This is a genomic window from Candidatus Leptofilum sp., from assembly GCF_965223285.1.
Taxonomy (GTDB): Bacteria; Chloroflexota; Anaerolineae; order Promineifilales; family Promineifilaceae; genus Leptofilum.
Genome location: NZ_OZ244997.1, coordinates 3,829,351 through 3,844,168, shown reverse-complemented (window position 1 = coordinate 3,844,168; position 14,818 = coordinate 3,829,351). Strand labels below are relative to the sequence as shown.

The 14,818-nt window shown below is 51.6% G+C and carries 13 protein-coding genes; 2 read left to right on the top strand and 11 right to left on the bottom strand.

Annotation, left to right across the window (positions count from 1 at the left end; genetic code table 11):
- Window positions 1–16: 16 nt before the first annotated feature.
- Complete coding sequence (locus tag ACOQPU_RS17350; protein WP_420640640.1) at window positions 17–1,153, top strand: hypothetical protein; 1,137 nt, start codon at window positions 17–19, stop codon at window positions 1,151–1,153.
- A gap of 289 nt (window positions 1,154–1,442) precedes the next feature.
- A complete protein-coding gene (tyrS, locus tag ACOQPU_RS17345; protein WP_420641088.1) occupies window positions 1,443–2,720 on the top strand; it encodes a tyrosine--tRNA ligase in 1,278 nt (425 codons plus the stop codon).
- A gap of 38 nt (window positions 2,721–2,758) precedes the next feature.
- Here the strand turns inward: tyrS and ACOQPU_RS17340 are convergent, their stop codons facing one another.
- The 11 genes from ACOQPU_RS17340 to ACOQPU_RS17290 form a co-directional block, all read right to left on the bottom strand.
- Entirely contained in the window at window positions 2,759–5,692 is a 2,934-nt protein-coding gene (locus tag ACOQPU_RS17340) for a response regulator (RefSeq protein ID WP_420641087.1), read from the bottom strand.
- A 78-nt stretch (window positions 5,693–5,770) separates the two neighbouring features.
- Window positions 5,771–6,559, bottom strand: a complete 789-nt coding sequence (locus ACOQPU_RS17335; RefSeq protein WP_420641086.1) for a lysophospholipid acyltransferase family protein — start codon at window positions 6,557–6,559, stop codon at window positions 5,771–5,773.
- Window positions 6,560–6,590: 31 nt separating this feature from the next.
- Window positions 6,591–7,244 (bottom strand): nucleoside deaminase, encoded by a 654-nt coding sequence (locus ACOQPU_RS17330; RefSeq protein ID WP_420641085.1) that lies wholly within the window; start codon window positions 7,242–7,244, stop codon window positions 6,591–6,593.
- Window positions 7,237–8,949 (bottom strand): ATP-binding protein, encoded by a 1,713-nt coding sequence (locus ACOQPU_RS17325; RefSeq protein WP_420641084.1) that lies wholly within the window; start codon window positions 8,947–8,949, stop codon window positions 7,237–7,239. The genes ACOQPU_RS17330 and ACOQPU_RS17325 overlap by 8 nt, the downstream gene beginning before the upstream one ends.
- Before the next feature lie 124 nt (window positions 8,950–9,073).
- A complete protein-coding gene (locus ACOQPU_RS17320; RefSeq protein ID WP_420641083.1) occupies window positions 9,074–9,721 on the bottom strand; it encodes a hypothetical protein in 648 nt (215 codons plus the stop codon).
- Window positions 9,722–9,750: 29 nt separating this feature from the next.
- On the bottom strand, window positions 9,751–10,716 hold the full coding sequence (locus tag ACOQPU_RS17315) for an AbiJ-NTD4 domain-containing protein (RefSeq protein ID WP_420641082.1): 966 nt from the start codon (window positions 10,714–10,716) through the stop codon (window positions 9,751–9,753).
- A gap of 6 nt (window positions 10,717–10,722) precedes the next feature.
- Window positions 10,723–11,937 carry a DNA double-strand break repair nuclease NurA gene (locus ACOQPU_RS17310; protein ID WP_420641081.1) on the bottom strand — a complete coding sequence of 405 codons (1,215 nt, stop codon included), beginning with the start codon at window positions 11,935–11,937 and terminating at the stop codon, window positions 10,723–10,725.
- 26 nt (window positions 11,938–11,963) lie between these two features.
- Window positions 11,964–12,503, bottom strand: a complete 540-nt coding sequence (gene yjjX, locus ACOQPU_RS17305; RefSeq protein WP_420641080.1) for an inosine/xanthosine triphosphatase — start codon at window positions 12,501–12,503, stop codon at window positions 11,964–11,966.
- A 96-nt stretch (window positions 12,504–12,599) separates the two neighbouring features.
- Entirely contained in the window at window positions 12,600–13,136 is a 537-nt protein-coding gene (locus ACOQPU_RS17300) for a GbsR/MarR family transcriptional regulator (RefSeq protein WP_420641079.1), read from the bottom strand.
- Between the two features lie 132 nt (window positions 13,137–13,268).
- The gene (thiD, locus tag ACOQPU_RS17295) at window positions 13,269–14,057 is read right to left on the bottom strand and encodes a bifunctional hydroxymethylpyrimidine kinase/phosphomethylpyrimidine kinase (RefSeq protein ID WP_420641078.1); all 789 of its coding nucleotides are present in this window, start codon (window positions 14,055–14,057) and stop codon (window positions 13,269–13,271) included.
- Entirely contained in the window at window positions 14,054–14,692 is a 639-nt protein-coding gene (locus tag ACOQPU_RS17290; RefSeq protein ID WP_420641077.1) for a nitroreductase/quinone reductase family protein, read from the bottom strand. Before ACOQPU_RS17290 ends, thiD begins: the two co-directional genes overlap by 4 nt.
- Window positions 14,693–14,818: the final 126 nt, after the last annotated feature.

The window sequence follows — 14,818 nt, the reverse complement described above, 5'->3', positions numbered from 1 at the left end:
CGCGTATACGCCGCAAGTGCAAGAGGCCGTAACCCGATTAGGTAGCCGGCTACCCTATGCAGAAGCCCAAGAAGAGTTAGAAATGATGTGGGGCCTCGACATCTCCGTAGCAACCGTACGAGAAATCACGCTGCGAAACGGCCGTCTAGCAGATGAGCTAATTGAAATAGAAAAAGAACATCTGGAAAAGACAGCCCCCAAAGCAATAGCCAAACCAAAGCAACTCATTGTAAGTGCAGATGGGGCAATGGTACAGCTAAGAAATGGCGAATGGCGCGAAGTAAAAACGGTTGCCTTCGGTGAATTTGAGACTATCTGGGATGCTAAAAAACAAGAAGTCGTGACCAAAACAGGCAAGATAAGCTACTTCTCAAGTGCAGATAAGGCAGAGTTGTTTAGCGACAAGGCAATTGTCGAGTGGCAGCGACGGGGTGGGGAGAATGCTGAAAAAGTTGTCGCGGTTAATGATGGTGCTGTCTGGATACAGGGCTTCATCGACTATCATTGCCCCACAGCGACACGCGTGATTGATTTTGCCCATGCCCAAGGGTATATCGCCACGATTGGCAAAGCCCTGTATGGGGCAGAAAGTGACCGTTTCCAACAATGGTATCCCCAGATGTCTAAACAGTTAGGCACAAAAGCACCCCAACGAACGCTGAATGAATTGCGTTTCCTATGGACACAAAACCAAGCCCACCCAGCAGCGGATGAAATAGAAGCAGCGATTCGTTATCTTGAGCGACGTCAAACGATGATAGATTATCCACATTTCAGAAAAAACGGAATTCCCATTGGATCTGGGATAGTAGAGTCTGGGCATAAGGTGGTGATGCAACGACGGATGAAACAGGCTGGGATGCGCTGGGCGGATGAAAACCTCAATCCGATGCTTGCCTTGCGCATGGCAATCTGTAACAAGTGCTGGCGTGCTTCTTGGCAAGCGATTCAGGCTCATTTTCTGGCTACAAAACAGGCGCACCGTCTGCTGGAGAAGGCAGAAGCTCCGCAATCTCAGCTTGTTACTGAAGCAGATGTTGAGAATTTAGAGAAGCTGGCGGATAGGATACCTAGGCGTTCACAAAAGAGGCAGCCGTGGCAAGACCATCGGTGGATTTTTCCTCACAGAGCACGGCCGTTACACAAAATCTAATTACACCCCAGATGTTTCTTGACCTTGACGAATCCCGGCCCCCATGCTACCATGCGCCCATTATGAAATTGCACATTTTCAGCTACTACTACGGCTATACTTTTGCAACACGGACGCCGCAGGCGTGTGGGGAGGAAGTTGGCTGTCACTGACAACTGAACCAAGACACCAGACCTACCAAGACGCGGCTAATCCCCGCGTCTTTTTTGTTTTTTTTGCCACAGAGGACACAGAGTTAAAGAGAGAAAATTTGCGTAATCTGCGGATAAGTTTTGTAGGAGACGACCTCATGAATGCAATTGAAGAACTGCGCTGGCGCGGCTTTGTTTATGACCATACAGAAGATGTGCCGGATCTGCTAACAAAACAAAAAGTGACCCTCTACAACGGGTTTGATCCCACGGGTGACAGCCTGCACATTGGGCACCTGGTGCCGATGATGGCGATGGCCCGGTTGCAGCGTTTTGGTCACACGCCCATCGCCCTGGCCGGGGGTGGCACGGGCATGGTTGGGGACCCAAGCGGCCGTTCCACCGAACGTAATTTGCTCACCTTGGATGAAGTGCAGGCTAACCTGGAACGCATTCAGCAGCAACTCTCCCGTATTCTGGATTTTGAGGTCAAAAGCAACCCAGCCCGAATTGTAAACAACGCCCATTGGCTCACTGAAGTTAGCCTTATGGAATTTTTGCGCGACATTGGCAAACATTTCACAGTGAATTACATGATGGCCAAAGATTCGGTGAAATCTCGTCTAGCCCGCGAGGATGGCATCTCCTACACAGAGTTTAGCTACATGCTGTTGCAGGCGTATGACTTTATGTACCTATACGAAAACCACAACTGTGTTTTGCAGATGGGCGGCAGCGATCAATGGGGCAATATTTTGTCTGGTGTAGAGCTAATTCGTCGCGCCAAGGGCAAAAAAGCACACGCGTTAGTTTTTCCGCTCATTACCCAGGCAGACGGCACAAAGTTTGGCAAAACATCCGCTGGCACCGATGCGTGGCTGGCGGCAGACCGCACTTCACCATATCGGTTCTACCAGTTCTGGCTCAATACCGACGACGGCGATGTGCTTAATTACTTGCGCTACTTTACCTGGTTAAATCGGCAGGAGATTGCTGAATATGAAGACAAGCTGTACAACGCTCCGGAACGACGGGAGACGCAACGGCGGTTAGCGCAAGAAGTCACGCGCATGATTCATGGTGAAACGGCCGTTCACAAAGCAGAAAAAGCCGCTAACGTGCTGTTTGGCGGTGATTTGGATGGCTTGGAAGCGGCTGACATCCGTGACATCTTTGCCGATGTGCCATCTAGCGAGCTGGCTAAAACGGCATTGGAGGGGGATGGGCTATCTGTGGTGGACCTACTGGTCGATAGTGGACTGGCTTCCTCCAAAGGAGATGCCCGCCGCTCCATCAAAGGGGGCGGTCTCTACCTCAACAACGAGCGCATCACCGATGCTGGACAAACCGTGACGCTAAACCAGAGTATTGATAGCCAATTTGTCATCCTGCGCAAAGGCCGCAAAAAGTATCATCTGGTACAAATTCAGCAATAGCATACAGACGAATTTTGGGGGCTATCGGCAATTGCAAATTAGCTTAAGGGGGCAGTTGGCACGAGGTGGTATTCCTCGATAGCGGCAGCGAGATCATCGATGCGAACAGGTTTACTGAGGTAGCCATCCATGCCTGCCCCCAGGTATCGTTCGCGGTCGCCTTTGAGGGCGTTCGCCGTGAGGGCGATGATGTAGGGTTGACTCTTGCTGTTTCCATTTTCGCGAATGCGCTGGGTGGCCTCTAGCCCGTCCATCTCCGGCATTTGCACATCCATCAAAATAATGTCGAATGGCTGTGTTTTTAGGGCAGCCAACACTTCCAGACCATTTTGAGCAACCTGGGCTTTGTGGCCGAGCCTTTCTAACATGCGCAGGGCAACTTTCTGGTTCGTTATGTTGTCTTCGGCCAATAAAATGCGCAGCGTGCTTTTTGGTTCGTCATCATCGGCAACGGCCGTTTCTGGCGAGACCTCATTAGCCATACTTCCTTGCCATACCTGCAATAAAGCGCGTTGCAAATTGTATGGTTTAATCGGCTTGTTGATTTGCAAATCGAACAAATCTTTCCCCTCGTCCCGCTCTAAATATCCTAGCGAACTCAATAGCACCAAAGGGAACGCCTGACGGCCCAACTTCTGTTTGATCGCCCAGGCCAACATCAAACCGTCCATCTGCGGCATTTGCATATCCAAAATTGCCAGATCAAAGGCGGTATCTTTGTCCAACAGTGCCAATGCGTCAGCACCAGAGTCCAACAGTTGGGATTCCACGCCCCAATTCACAAAGTAATGCTTAAGAATGAGCCGATTGATGGGGTTGTCATCCACCACAAGCACACGCTTACCCGCGAGAGGATTTGGTGAGGAAACGGCCGTTTCTGCCAAATTAGATTCAGAATGTAATGGTTGAACCAAGATGGTAAAGCTAAATGTAGAGCCTTCACCCGATTTGCTATCTACCCACATGGTGCCGCCCATCGCTTCAGCCAGCCTCTTGCTAATTGCCAACCCTAACCCCGTACCGCCATATTGCCGCGTTGTTGAAGAGTCAACCTGGCTAAACGATTGAAACAGGCGATCCAAACGGTCAATAGGAATGCCAATGCCGGTATCCAAAACAGAAAAACGAAGCTCACGCTGATTGTTTTTAGTGCCAAGACAAATAACCGAGAGGAAAACCTCCCCTTGGTTGGTAAATTTGACAGCATTACCGAGCAAATTCACCAATATTTGGCGCAGCCGCGTTATATCCCCCATAACCAGCCCAGGCACTTGCTCATCGATGAGATAGGCCAAATCTAATCCTTTTTCAAAGGCTGGTGCTGCAACCAAATCCAAGGCGTCTTCTACCGTTTCGCGTATGCTAAAGGGGATGCGCTCTAGTTCCAAATGGCCTGCTTCAATCTTGGAAAAATCGAGGATATTGTTAATGATTTCCAGCAAGCCATCGCCGCTGTTGCGTACAGTCTTCAAAAAATCTTGCTGCTCATCATTAAGCGGTGTGTCTAGCATGAGGTCTGTAAGGCCAATGATGGCATTGAGGGGTGTGCGAATTTCGTGACTCATATTGGCCAGGAACTCGCTCTTGGCGCGGTTAGCCACTTCGGCAGCCAATCTCGCTTTGGCGGCTGCATCAAACAAACGCGCTTTTGTTATGGCACCAGCTAATTGTCCAGCCACTGTCTCAGCCAATCGTACATCCTCTTCAGTAAAAACGTAACCCGGAACAGTTCGATCTATGCCAATGCTGCCAATAATCTGGCCTTGAGAGCGTAATGGTATGGCCATCAGGCTTTGGGTGAGGCGAATTTCCATTACCTCACGCAGTTTCTCATATTTCGGGTCTATTTGGGCATTATCTGTGTACACAGATTGGCCTTGCAGCACCAGTTGGGTACCCAAATCATCTAACGGCAGCAGCAAACCGACAGAATCAGGCTCAGCAGGGTCTGGACTATAATTGGCAACAACCCGTAGCTCTGTGCCACCTTCATTAAGCAAAGCAATGCCGCAACTACGCGCATCTAATAAAACCGCCAGCTCTTTGGCAATGACGTTCAACGTGCTTTGCAAATCCATGCTTTCTGTCAGGGTTCGCGCAATCTGGTTGAGGGTGGAAAGATCGGCGATGGTTTCTCTTAGTTTATCGTTAGCTATTTTTGTATCGGCGATGGCTACCCTCAGGGCGTCTTCACGGTTGCGCAATTCTGTCATGTCGCGGGTGATAGATTGCCAATGAACGCGCTCATCATCTGGGTAGGTAAACGGCCGCATACGACACTCAACCCAAATGTAATGGCCTTCCTTGTGCTGAATTTGTGCCTCGACGGTGAAATCCTTTTGCTGCTGAACAGGCTGCAAAAATGCAAGGGAATTAAAGTGAGCCAATGTGTCTGGATGAAATAGGCGGAAAGGTCTCTTGCCTAGCAGCTCACTGGGAGAATAGCCTAACAATTCCTCAACGGAAGAGGAGAGGTAGACCATTCGACCGTCTGGCTGGTGCAAGCAAACCAGATCGTTGAGGTTTTCTGAAAGAAGCCGGTATTGTTCCTCACTTGTCTGCAAGGATTGTTCGATTTGCTTGCGTTCATTTAACTCGTGATTCAACCGATAGCTCAAATCTTTGAACTTGCCGATAAGCACGGCGGCCATTAAGGTGACGGCATGGCCGGGCAAGCCATCTATAAAAAATTCTGCGGGGAATGGTTGTTCAATGGTGTAGATGATGGCTAAATTGACAACATAACCTACAAAAGAGGCAATAACGCCAACCCGAAGACCGTAAAGCCAGGCGAGAGTCAGCACAGGCAACATAATCAAGCTGGTTACAATATAGTTCAGCACGGGATGCAAGGCATAGAAAACGACTGTGTAAACGGCCGTCATCAACCCCGCAACCAATACAATTTCAACTCTTTGTGATAAGAATTTATTACGCCAATTTGCTGCTTTTTGCCAGAGTGAACCCATCATCCATTCCCGAGCCTGCTACTACGATCTTCTCCTATTTTGTAACACGCCCTCCTGACTGGCAATCTGACTTTGGTCATCTTAAGCAGATGATTGCCACTGTGCTAAATGATGCTGAATGTAGTGAATAACAGCCTGGTGTGCCTGTTTGTTGTTGGTGATGTGGATTGGTTGACCAAAGGCCATATAGATTGGCTGGCTGCGATCCAGCGGGCCAAAGTCGCGTAGGTAACGGCCGTTAATCAAAAAGTCGGTTTTGACGGCGATAGGCACAACCGGAACCGCTGCCCGCTTCGCCAGTTTTACGCCCAACGAGTTAAACTCTTCAGGAACAAACGTTGGGGTGCGCGTATGTTGCGGAAAGAGAATAACGGAACGGCCGTTTTGCAACATCTCCACACCATTTTTCAGCACCTTTTGCAAATCCTCACGCGGGTTTGTGCGCCCTACCGTAATGGGGTCTCGCGCTTCCACCACGGGACCAAACACGGGGTAGCGTGTCAGCGACTCTTTGATGACATAGCTTACTTCCTGATGATGCGGCAGCAGGCAGCCAAGCACATTGCCCTCCAGGCTACTTACATGGTTGCTCACAAACACCACTGGCTCACTGAGATTGCGAATGTTATCTAGCCCTGTGATGTGGAAACGGCCGTTGCATCTCTCCACCATTTTGAATATCGCATACGACGTGTCTGCCCAGGCAGCCCGTGTATATTGATTCTGAGCCACCAGCCGCCGCGCCTTGGCAATTTCCCAAATAAAGTAGCCGTGTAACGCTACCCGACTGCCTAAAAACAGGCGATCCAGCCAATGGCGCGGCGTGTTGCTAGGGGTATGGTAGCTGTCTTGGGGAAAGTACGGATTCATGCCGGAAATTATACCCGGTTCAGGAGAGAAATCAGCCGTCTAGGCAGGTTTGGAGCCAGGCGAACAGTTGCTCAATGGCAAGGGCTTGTTGTCCTAACTGCCACAATTCGCCATTGGCAAATAGCGTTTTCCCCAGTTCGATAGCGGCATTCGGTTGGGGAACGGCCGTTTCTACTATATCTACCCACGGCTGACGCCCCGTTCGCAACATTGCTTCTACAAAAATCACCAGCAGCAGTTCCGCCAATCCATTGTTCTCAGATGTGTAAACTGGTAATGGGCCAAACGCTTGATACGGCTTTGTTTCTACTAAACAACTGCTACCCGCAACTGGATCAAGGCAGGCAAACTGTACCGTGCCGATGCGCATCATCCGAATAGCCCCCATGCACATCATGCAAGGCTCCATTGTTGTGTAAAGTGTGCAGTTTTGCGACAATATGCTCGTTTGGCTAAGGCTCACTAAGGCGTTCATCTCGGCGTGCGCCAGGCGGCTGCCATGCAGCGGGAGTTCAGATTGGGGTTCATGAATGCCGTTGCGCCCTTCTGCGACGATACGGCCGTTCCGCTCATCCACAATCACCGCTCCGATGGGCAAAGACCCGGCACAGTATGCTTCCCACGCTTGGCAAACGGCCGTTTGCCACGGAAGTGAGAGCGATTGCCAGGGCATAGATTTAGCCATACGAAAACCACTCATCGAGTTCGTCGTCCGAAGGTTGTGGCGTGCCTGCTTTGCGGCCTTTCATCTCTTCGTAGAATGTTTCGTCGTAGCGGCGGGAGCGTACGGGAATGGGCATCTTCACACCCCAGCCTAGCAGCAGCACCTCTTCCTTTTCTTGCAAACGTGCCAACATGCCGCGCAGCTGGTCGCGCCCCGCCAGCCCCGTCAGCACGGCCCGAATGTCATCTTCATCCCCCAGCCAGCCAGTGATGCGCGTGCCTAGCTGACTCATTACCTCGTCGTCGATGCCAGACGGCCGTTGGTCCACCACCAGCAGCGTCACAAAATATTTACGCAGCTCGCGGGCAATAATGCCAAACGCCGTCTGCCCAGAAAGATGCGGGTTCAGCAGTTTGTGTGCCTCTTCAATGGCGATAAGCAGCGGCCGCGGCGCGGCTTCACCGTGCGTCTTGTGCCGCTCTGTTTTGCGTACCCAATGCTGCCGAATTCGCCGCGTCAAAATGTTGGAAACCAGCAAGTAATCCAGGTCGTTGTCGTATTCACCAAAACTGAGGATGACGTGACGGCCGTTTTCCAGTTTATCCACAATTTCCGTCACAAAATCCTGCGCGGGCCGCTCCACGACGTAAGGCTTGTCGTAAATCACTGCCAGCTTGCGGTGCAGTGCCTCGGCCGCCTTCTCATGCACATTGTTTTGCCGCGCCCACCCCGCCACTGAGTTATCGGCAGGGAACGTTTTGCCGCTTTCCGGGTCTGTTTCTACGGCTCCCGGCTCCAGCTTCATAAATTCAGCAAACCAGTCTGGGCCAAAGGCACGGAACAGTGCATTCAACGTCACGCCCGCCGTGTCCGTCAGGTTCAATGCCTCAGACAGCAGTTCAATATCGTTCGTCTGAAAATCTTTCAGCGCAATTTCCAGCGTAAAGTCCGGCGATTTGCCCCGCACCAGCGCCCCCTTGCCCAGCGCCGCCACCTGCACCTTGCTGCCAAACAGCCCGCGCAAGCCGCGCACCGTCACCATCCGGTCGGTGTCCGTGTCGTCGAAGGCGTATTCGTTGTGCATGTCAAACACCAGCGCAGCAGCCACGTCTTCGCGCATCAGCCCAGCCAACACCATGCGCGTCAGGAAGCTCTTGCCCGTTCCCGTCGCCCCAAAAATGCCGCTGCTGCGCTTCACAAACTTCTTCAAATCGAGCCGCACTGGGTACCCCTGCTCGATGGTTTGCCCCACCACAAACATGCCGTCGCCCGCTTCGCCAAAAATTTGGGCCACGTCCGCCTCATTGGCCTGGCGTACTTCGGCGTGATGAGCAGGTACTGTTTTCACTGGCTTTGGCCCCGGATTTTCTTGCTGGTTGGCCACCCGCTCTTCCCAAGCAGCACGATCCGGCGAGCCAAACTCTGGCCCGGTGTCCATGAGCAGCGTCGGGTACATCATCAAGGTTGTATAGAGGGTTTTGCCCAGCAGCGCTTGCTGGATGGCGGGCTGAAGTCGGTCTGTTTTTTCGTCGGCAAAGCGGGGGTCTGTGCTGCCCAGCTGTAAATCTGTGATGAGGCCGTAGTAATGGAAACGGCCGTTTTCACACACCACAAAGCTCCCTTCCTGCACCCGATCCGCAGGCACCGTCAACCGAATGCGAAAGCCTTCCTTCAGCCCACCACCCACAATATAGCCAATCGGTTCGTTAGAATGTGTATCAATCATCAAAATCCTCATCAATGAGTGGCGCATCAAACCATTCAGCATCCACTATTTCGTTACCGTTGTAGCCGCGGATTCTTTCCGCGCATTTAGAACTCGGAAAGAATCCGCGGCTACAAAAATCATCTTAACTTTGGGCGATGTTCAAATCACGGATTCCCAAATTTGGAAGGGCATCGCTTAATGCTTCCAATGTGGGAATGAGGATATCGTAGTTGCTGCGCAGCAGTTCGATGAGTTCATTAACGACTTCAACAGCCCACGTTTGGTCGTTGCCACGCAGGGCATAAACGTTGCTAATGTGCGCCACGAGCAGTTGATCGACAGGCACGTTGCTACCTACGGCGCGCAAAATGAGACGCAGGTAGCCTAAATTATCGGTGAATGCGCCAATGTCATCAGAATCAGTGACCAATTCGACCGGATCGAGGTTGAGCGGAGGGCGTGGCGGGAGGCCATGCTTCACGTCGCCGTTGAGCTGGTAGCCCACGGCCAACACGCTCATTTCGATGGGCAACAGTCGGTTGTTGCGCTGGTCTTCAATGACCGAGGGTGCGGGATTTTCGGCCAGCACCAGCCGCCGCACCAGCGGATCGTCGTCAATGCTCATGTTGTAGATGAGGCCGTAAATCGCTTCCCGATCATCTACCGGTTGGGCACGCACCAACCCGCCAAAGGCAGGCACGCCCAGCTGCCCCACGCGGCAGCCCACGGCAAACCCCGTCGTGCTGGCCCGCAAAATACGGCCGATTTCCTGATTTTTATTTTCAATCATTTTTGCAAGTCCATAATTTTTTACACAGATCAGATTTTAGATTTTAGATAGTTGATAAATGATGTGCATGAAAGTAAGAAAAACTTCGCGTCAGCGGCAGAGAGGTTTGGCTCCTCAAGCATCGCATGACGTATGCCATGGGCATTACTTGTATAACCATACAAACTTAAAAAGGATCGCTTAAGTGCTGGATGTAATTCACCTTTTGACTCTAGCACTTTCAGAGCATCCCCTAAAGTAGCTGTAGAGGTACCAGTAATAATATTTGCTAAACTCTCTACCGCTGAGATCGATTCTTTAATTGAATTTCGATAGTCGGGAGATTTTTTATCGCTAAGAAGAGCAAGTGCCCGTCTCAAATGAGTTGCAACCGAGGGGAAATCTAAATCAATAGTTGCCTCTGACAACATTTCAATTTCTTGCTCACCCGTAATATTTGAACAAACACCCCCTATAAATCTGAACCCAGCCAACTCCCTCTCCAAAATCATGTTCATTCCTTCAACTAACTCTGTGCTACCAAAATAGTTGATTACGTATTCAAGAAAATCATAAACTTCAAACCACTGACATTTCTGAAAATATGTCCATAGGTGGTCTACTTGTTGTCCCTGATGGCGTGACATTTGATCCAGGGGGATTTTAAAATAATCAAACCAGAGTGACGTAAAAAAGCCCGAAATGCTTTTATAGTTGTATGATTCATTATGATATTTTCGATAGGGAAGTAATATGTATACATTTAACACATTCCAAAGGGAATGTCGTAAATCCCCGTTCATATTATCAATTTGAATAGTTGAAGAAATGGATTTGAAACCCGTTCGCTCACTAAATTTTCTTGTTGGTATCGAAAATTCAATTAACTCCTCACGCTTCTTCCTTGCCTCCCGTTCCGCAGTCTTTTCAGGATCGTGAAGATGGCAAAAGCCAGATGCTCCCGCATCGCGTTTACATCTAGCACCAGATTTTGTCTGTCCTTTACACTGTTCCATTGGAATTTAAATCCCTTCGTGGCGGGTACGGCCGCCTCGGGCTAAATCTTTGCTGCCTTGTTTGGAGGTTATGTCATTGCTAATGCCGTGCCGCTCCATAATGACGTCAATCATGAAGTTCAGTTCGCTGGCGTCTTGTCGCCCCACCACGGCCATTTCGTCGGCGCGGGCGATGACGTAGGGGTAGTTGCCCATGATGCGGCATTGATCGATGAGGAGGCTGTGTACGGCCGTTACCGCCCCAGCATCCTCCGCCACCCACCGGGGAATATCCACCCGGGCAATATTTTTCCCAGACAGCCCCGGATTCAGGTAGAAAAAGCAAACCTCGTTGGCTTCATCCTGCGTCATGAACACGCTATTGGCGTCTGAAATGTTGGCAAAAACGGCACTGCGCTCGCCCGGCTTCAAAATTTGGGCGAAAATGTCGGCGTCCGTCACGCCCTGCGTTGCCTTTCTTTTACCCAGTTCCTTCCAATCAAAATTTGCGTCTGAGAGTCCGGCAATGGAGCGCAACAAGGTCATCACCGCGCTGGTGCCGGGGCGATCAATGTAGCCACAGAGCAATGCGCCTGCTTGGTGAACGCCGGTCATGTGCTCACCCCAGGTTGTCACAGCATAATTGTCCGCCACCCCCGCAGAGCCAATCGGCCAATAAAGTAAACGCTGGTCCAAAATGGACAAAAGCGGCTGGGCGTTGTGTCGATTGGCGGCCGTTTTCCGCGCTAATGTTTCAATTTCCTTCAAATCTCGCTCGATGCTCACAGCACCGGGGGTATCGTTGAAGTTATCAATCGTTTCATCACTGTCGGGGTACACAATGTCTGGCTGGGAGAAGGTTTCTGGCGTACGGCCGCTGCCATGATGATAAATAATGCCGCCTACGTTGATCAGATAGTACAGATGCGCCGCGTGGCGGTCGGGCATGATTTGGCTACCGTCGGCGGCGACGATCGTGGCTTGGGGTGGCGGCGACGGAGCAGGAATGTGGCTGTCGAGCGGTTCGTTGTGGGAAAACGGCCGTGCCGAGCGGTAATATTTCTCATCTGATTTTTCTTGGGCAGTTTGCAGGGCTTGGGCAACGGCCGTCCAATTGGTGCGGTAGGTTTTTAGCGTGTCCAGCCCCTCGGCCACGCGCTCACGCCGCTGGTTCAGGCGACGAGCGGTGGTTTGGGCCATCTTTTCCAAATCGGCGGTGAGTTTTTCAAATTCCAGAGTCATGGTGCAAAAAGTGTAGCACGGATGAGCTAAGAGCGCGAGGAAGGTTCTTGATACAAATCTGGCGAAACGAAAGGAGCAAACGCATACGCTGTAGCCAGGGCAAAGGTTTCGCCGCGCAGCACCAGGCCGTTGGTGAGTGCCCCCACCGCGCCTCCTTTTTGCTTGGTGTTGTGATCGCCTAGAATCTCATCCATCACGTGGCCGAGTTCGGTGCCTGCCAGCACTTTTTGGGCAATGTGGTCGGGCAAAGGTAATCTGCCGCCACCACCAATGCCGGTACGGCCGTTCCTATCCACAACCACCGCCCAACCATGCAGCGTCAAGCCAAATGGTTCTGGATGCACGCCCCCTTCTAAACCCACACCAAAATCCGCATCCAGCGCATTGCGGGCAGCGATAGCCCGATTGTGCGCCCCAATGCGTGTTTCTTCGTCGGTCATCGGCATGTCGCTGACGCCGCTGGGAACATTTATCGGAACAATCTCGGCTTCTGGCCAGAGGCGGGTGATGGTTTGGCGAACGGCCGTAACTTTTACAGGATTGGTGGAACCAACGGCAATTTTCATGGGAGATTTTTCAACGCAAAGAACGCAAAGCAGCAGAGGGCGCAGAAAAATCTATTGTCTTTTTCTCTGCGTCTCCGCGTCTCTGCGTTAATGCTTTTAACCAATTTCTATTTTGGTGACTGTTTCAAAATCGAGGGTTTTCTGGCCGCCCAACACTGTTTCCAGCGCCATCTGGGCAAATTCAAAAAAGGCTTGCAGGTCGTCAATACGCTCCAGGTAATATTTGGCTAATTCTTGCTCTTCGGCGGTTAGCTCGTCGTTGGCAGACTGTAGCTTCTCCACGCTCTCGCCCAGCACTTGCAAGGCCAACTGCACTTCCCGCCGCTCGCGGCTGTCTAGCACGTTGCGAATCACTTGCCACAGATCAGATTCGGCCTGGTAATACTTCTTGCGCTCGCCGCGCATCCACACCTCGGTGGCCATGCCCCATCGCTCCAGGGCGCGCATGTTCATGCTCACCGAGCCTTTGCTAATCCGCAGCGTGTCTGCCAAATCATCCAGCGAGAGCGGTTCTGGACTCATAAGCAAGGTGCCATAGAGCCGCCCCATCACTTCACTGAAGCCAAAAAAACGGGCCAATCGGCCCAAGCCAGCCACGGTACTATCATTTACGGCCGTTAAGTTGTTGTGCATCGCTTTCCCCTACGTTCAGAACGTTTTGAATGTACCTGATGTTAGCAAAGTTGTGAACGTGCGTCAACATAAAAAGTAGCGAGTGGTGGGTTTGCAAGTGGCATGTGACGGCCATCCCCTACGTTTGCAAACTCAAAAAAGTGCCAGGGGGCCATGTCCACCGCCAAGCTCCCACTCGGCGGCGCGTTGGATGGCCTGATGCGTGTACTGTTGGGCTTGGGCAACGGCCGTTTCCGCTCCCAACCCTTGCGCTAAAAATGCACAAATTGCCGCCGAGAGTACATCCCCGGAGCCGTGCGTATTCTGCGTTTCGATCAGCGGCTGGCGAAATTCGGTAAACGATTCACCATCAAACAAAACATCCACCACTTCTTGCTGTTCGCGCCAGCCTTTAATAAGTACATTCTGAACACCCCAACGATGCAATGATTGCGCGGCTCGGCGAATTACCCCTAGGCTGTCCAGCGTCGAGGTGTTGAGCAAAACGGCCGCTTCCGTCACGTTTGGTGTTACTAGCGTTGCCAATGGTAGCAGGTAATAAAAGTAGAGAATACGCACCTCGTCGGAGAACATCGGTTGGCCGCGATGGTTCACCAATACAGGATCAATGACGACATGAGCCGGGTGATATTTTTGCAGCATGGCAGAAACCGCAATGATTAGCTCAGTTCGACCCAGGAAGCCTGTTTTTACGGCCGTTGCCCCATAATCACTCAACACCGTCTCCAGCTGCGACTGCACAAATCGAGGCGTCATCCAGGCCACATCCTGCACGGTGAGGCTGTTTTGAGCAGTAACGGCCGTTACCACACTCATCCCATACCCACCCAGCACCGTCCAGGTCTTCAAATCTGCTTGAATACCCGCCGCCCCGCCGCTGTCGCTACCGCCAATGGTGAGAAGTTTGATTGGTTCTTTCATGGTTGGCTGTTCCGCTTACACTGGCGCATGTATGTTAGGATGGATGCGGCCGTTTCTGGCTTCCAGCCGCTGCTCCAACCATGATTTCCCTTGAACATCTCATACACCTCTCCGTGCCGCCGGATTTGTACATATGCCCCAGGGTCAGAGGGCGAGGAGTGGCTGGCATCATAAAAACGAAGTTCGTGCTTTTCGGGCAAGGCTCGCAGCGTGGCGCGCACCGTTTTTTCCGGCAAATGTGCCAGAGCCAGCTCATGATTGCGCCGCTCATCCACGAAAAGCACCTCAATAAGTGGACTGCCCTGAACCAAATCTTCAACTGAATTGTCCTGCTCGTGATACCAACGCATGATCGGATCGGCCAAAATGGTACGCCGCTCATCTGGCTTCAGCACAAAGCGGGCGATGGCGGGTAAATCTGCCCGGATAGATTGCTTGAGGTGGAAGGTGAAGCGCGGATTGGCCAGCAAATTGGCGTACCAGCTTCGGGTGCCGGGCGTGCCGGTAATGTAGGTACGGCCGTTTACCTGCCGAAACCAAATCTCAATCCGCCGGGGCTGCCCACTTTTACGTCCTATCGTCGTAATGTCGATTGTCTCATCCACAGCCAAAGCCTGTTTAAGTTGCTCATTCATCGCTGCTTTCCTCATCTGCGTCCCAATTTTCGCCTGCATTTTAGCATACCCGTTACCGATTCGGGCGAGTATAGAAACGACATTACGTCCGCTTGTTACAAATGATCGATTTCTGATCGATACCTG

Excerpts from the sequence above, each read along its gene's own strand:
- ACOQPU_RS17325 (WP_420641084.1), bottom strand. The coding sequence starts at position 8,949 with ATGATTGATACACATTCTAACGAACCGATTGGCTATATTGTGGGTGGT.
- ACOQPU_RS17290 (WP_420641077.1), bottom strand. The coding sequence starts at position 14,692 with ATGAATGAGCAACTTAAACAGGCTTTGGCTGTGGATGAGACAATCGAC.
- ACOQPU_RS17335 (WP_420641086.1), bottom strand. The coding sequence starts at position 6,559 with ATGAATCCGTACTTTCCCCAAGACAGCTACCATACCCCTAGCAACACG.
- tyrS (WP_420641088.1), top strand. The coding sequence starts at position 1,443 with ATGAATGCAATTGAAGAACTGCGCTGGCGCGGCTTTGTTTATGACCAT.
- ACOQPU_RS17300 (WP_420641079.1), bottom strand. The coding sequence starts at position 13,136 with ATGCACAACAACTTAACGGCCGTAAATGATAGTACCGTGGCTGGCTTG.
- ACOQPU_RS17310 (WP_420641081.1), bottom strand. The coding sequence starts at position 11,937 with ATGACTCTGGAATTTGAAAAACTCACCGCCGATTTGGAAAAGATGGCC.
- yjjX (WP_420641080.1), bottom strand. The coding sequence starts at position 12,503 with ATGAAAATTGCCGTTGGTTCCACCAATCCTGTAAAAGTTACGGCCGTT.
- ACOQPU_RS17315 (WP_420641082.1), bottom strand. The coding sequence starts at position 10,716 with ATGGAACAGTGTAAAGGACAGACAAAATCTGGTGCTAGATGTAAACGC.
- ACOQPU_RS17340 (WP_420641087.1), bottom strand. The coding sequence starts at position 5,692 with ATGATGGGTTCACTCTGGCAAAAAGCAGCAAATTGGCGTAATAAATTC.
- ACOQPU_RS17320 (WP_420641083.1), bottom strand. The coding sequence starts at position 9,721 with ATGATTGAAAATAAAAATCAGGAAATCGGCCGTATTTTGCGGGCCAGC.
- ACOQPU_RS17330 (WP_420641085.1), bottom strand. The coding sequence starts at position 7,244 with ATGGCTAAATCTATGCCCTGGCAATCGCTCTCACTTCCGTGGCAAACG.
- thiD (WP_420641078.1), bottom strand. The coding sequence starts at position 14,057 with ATGAAAGAACCAATCAAACTTCTCACCATTGGCGGTAGCGACAGCGGC.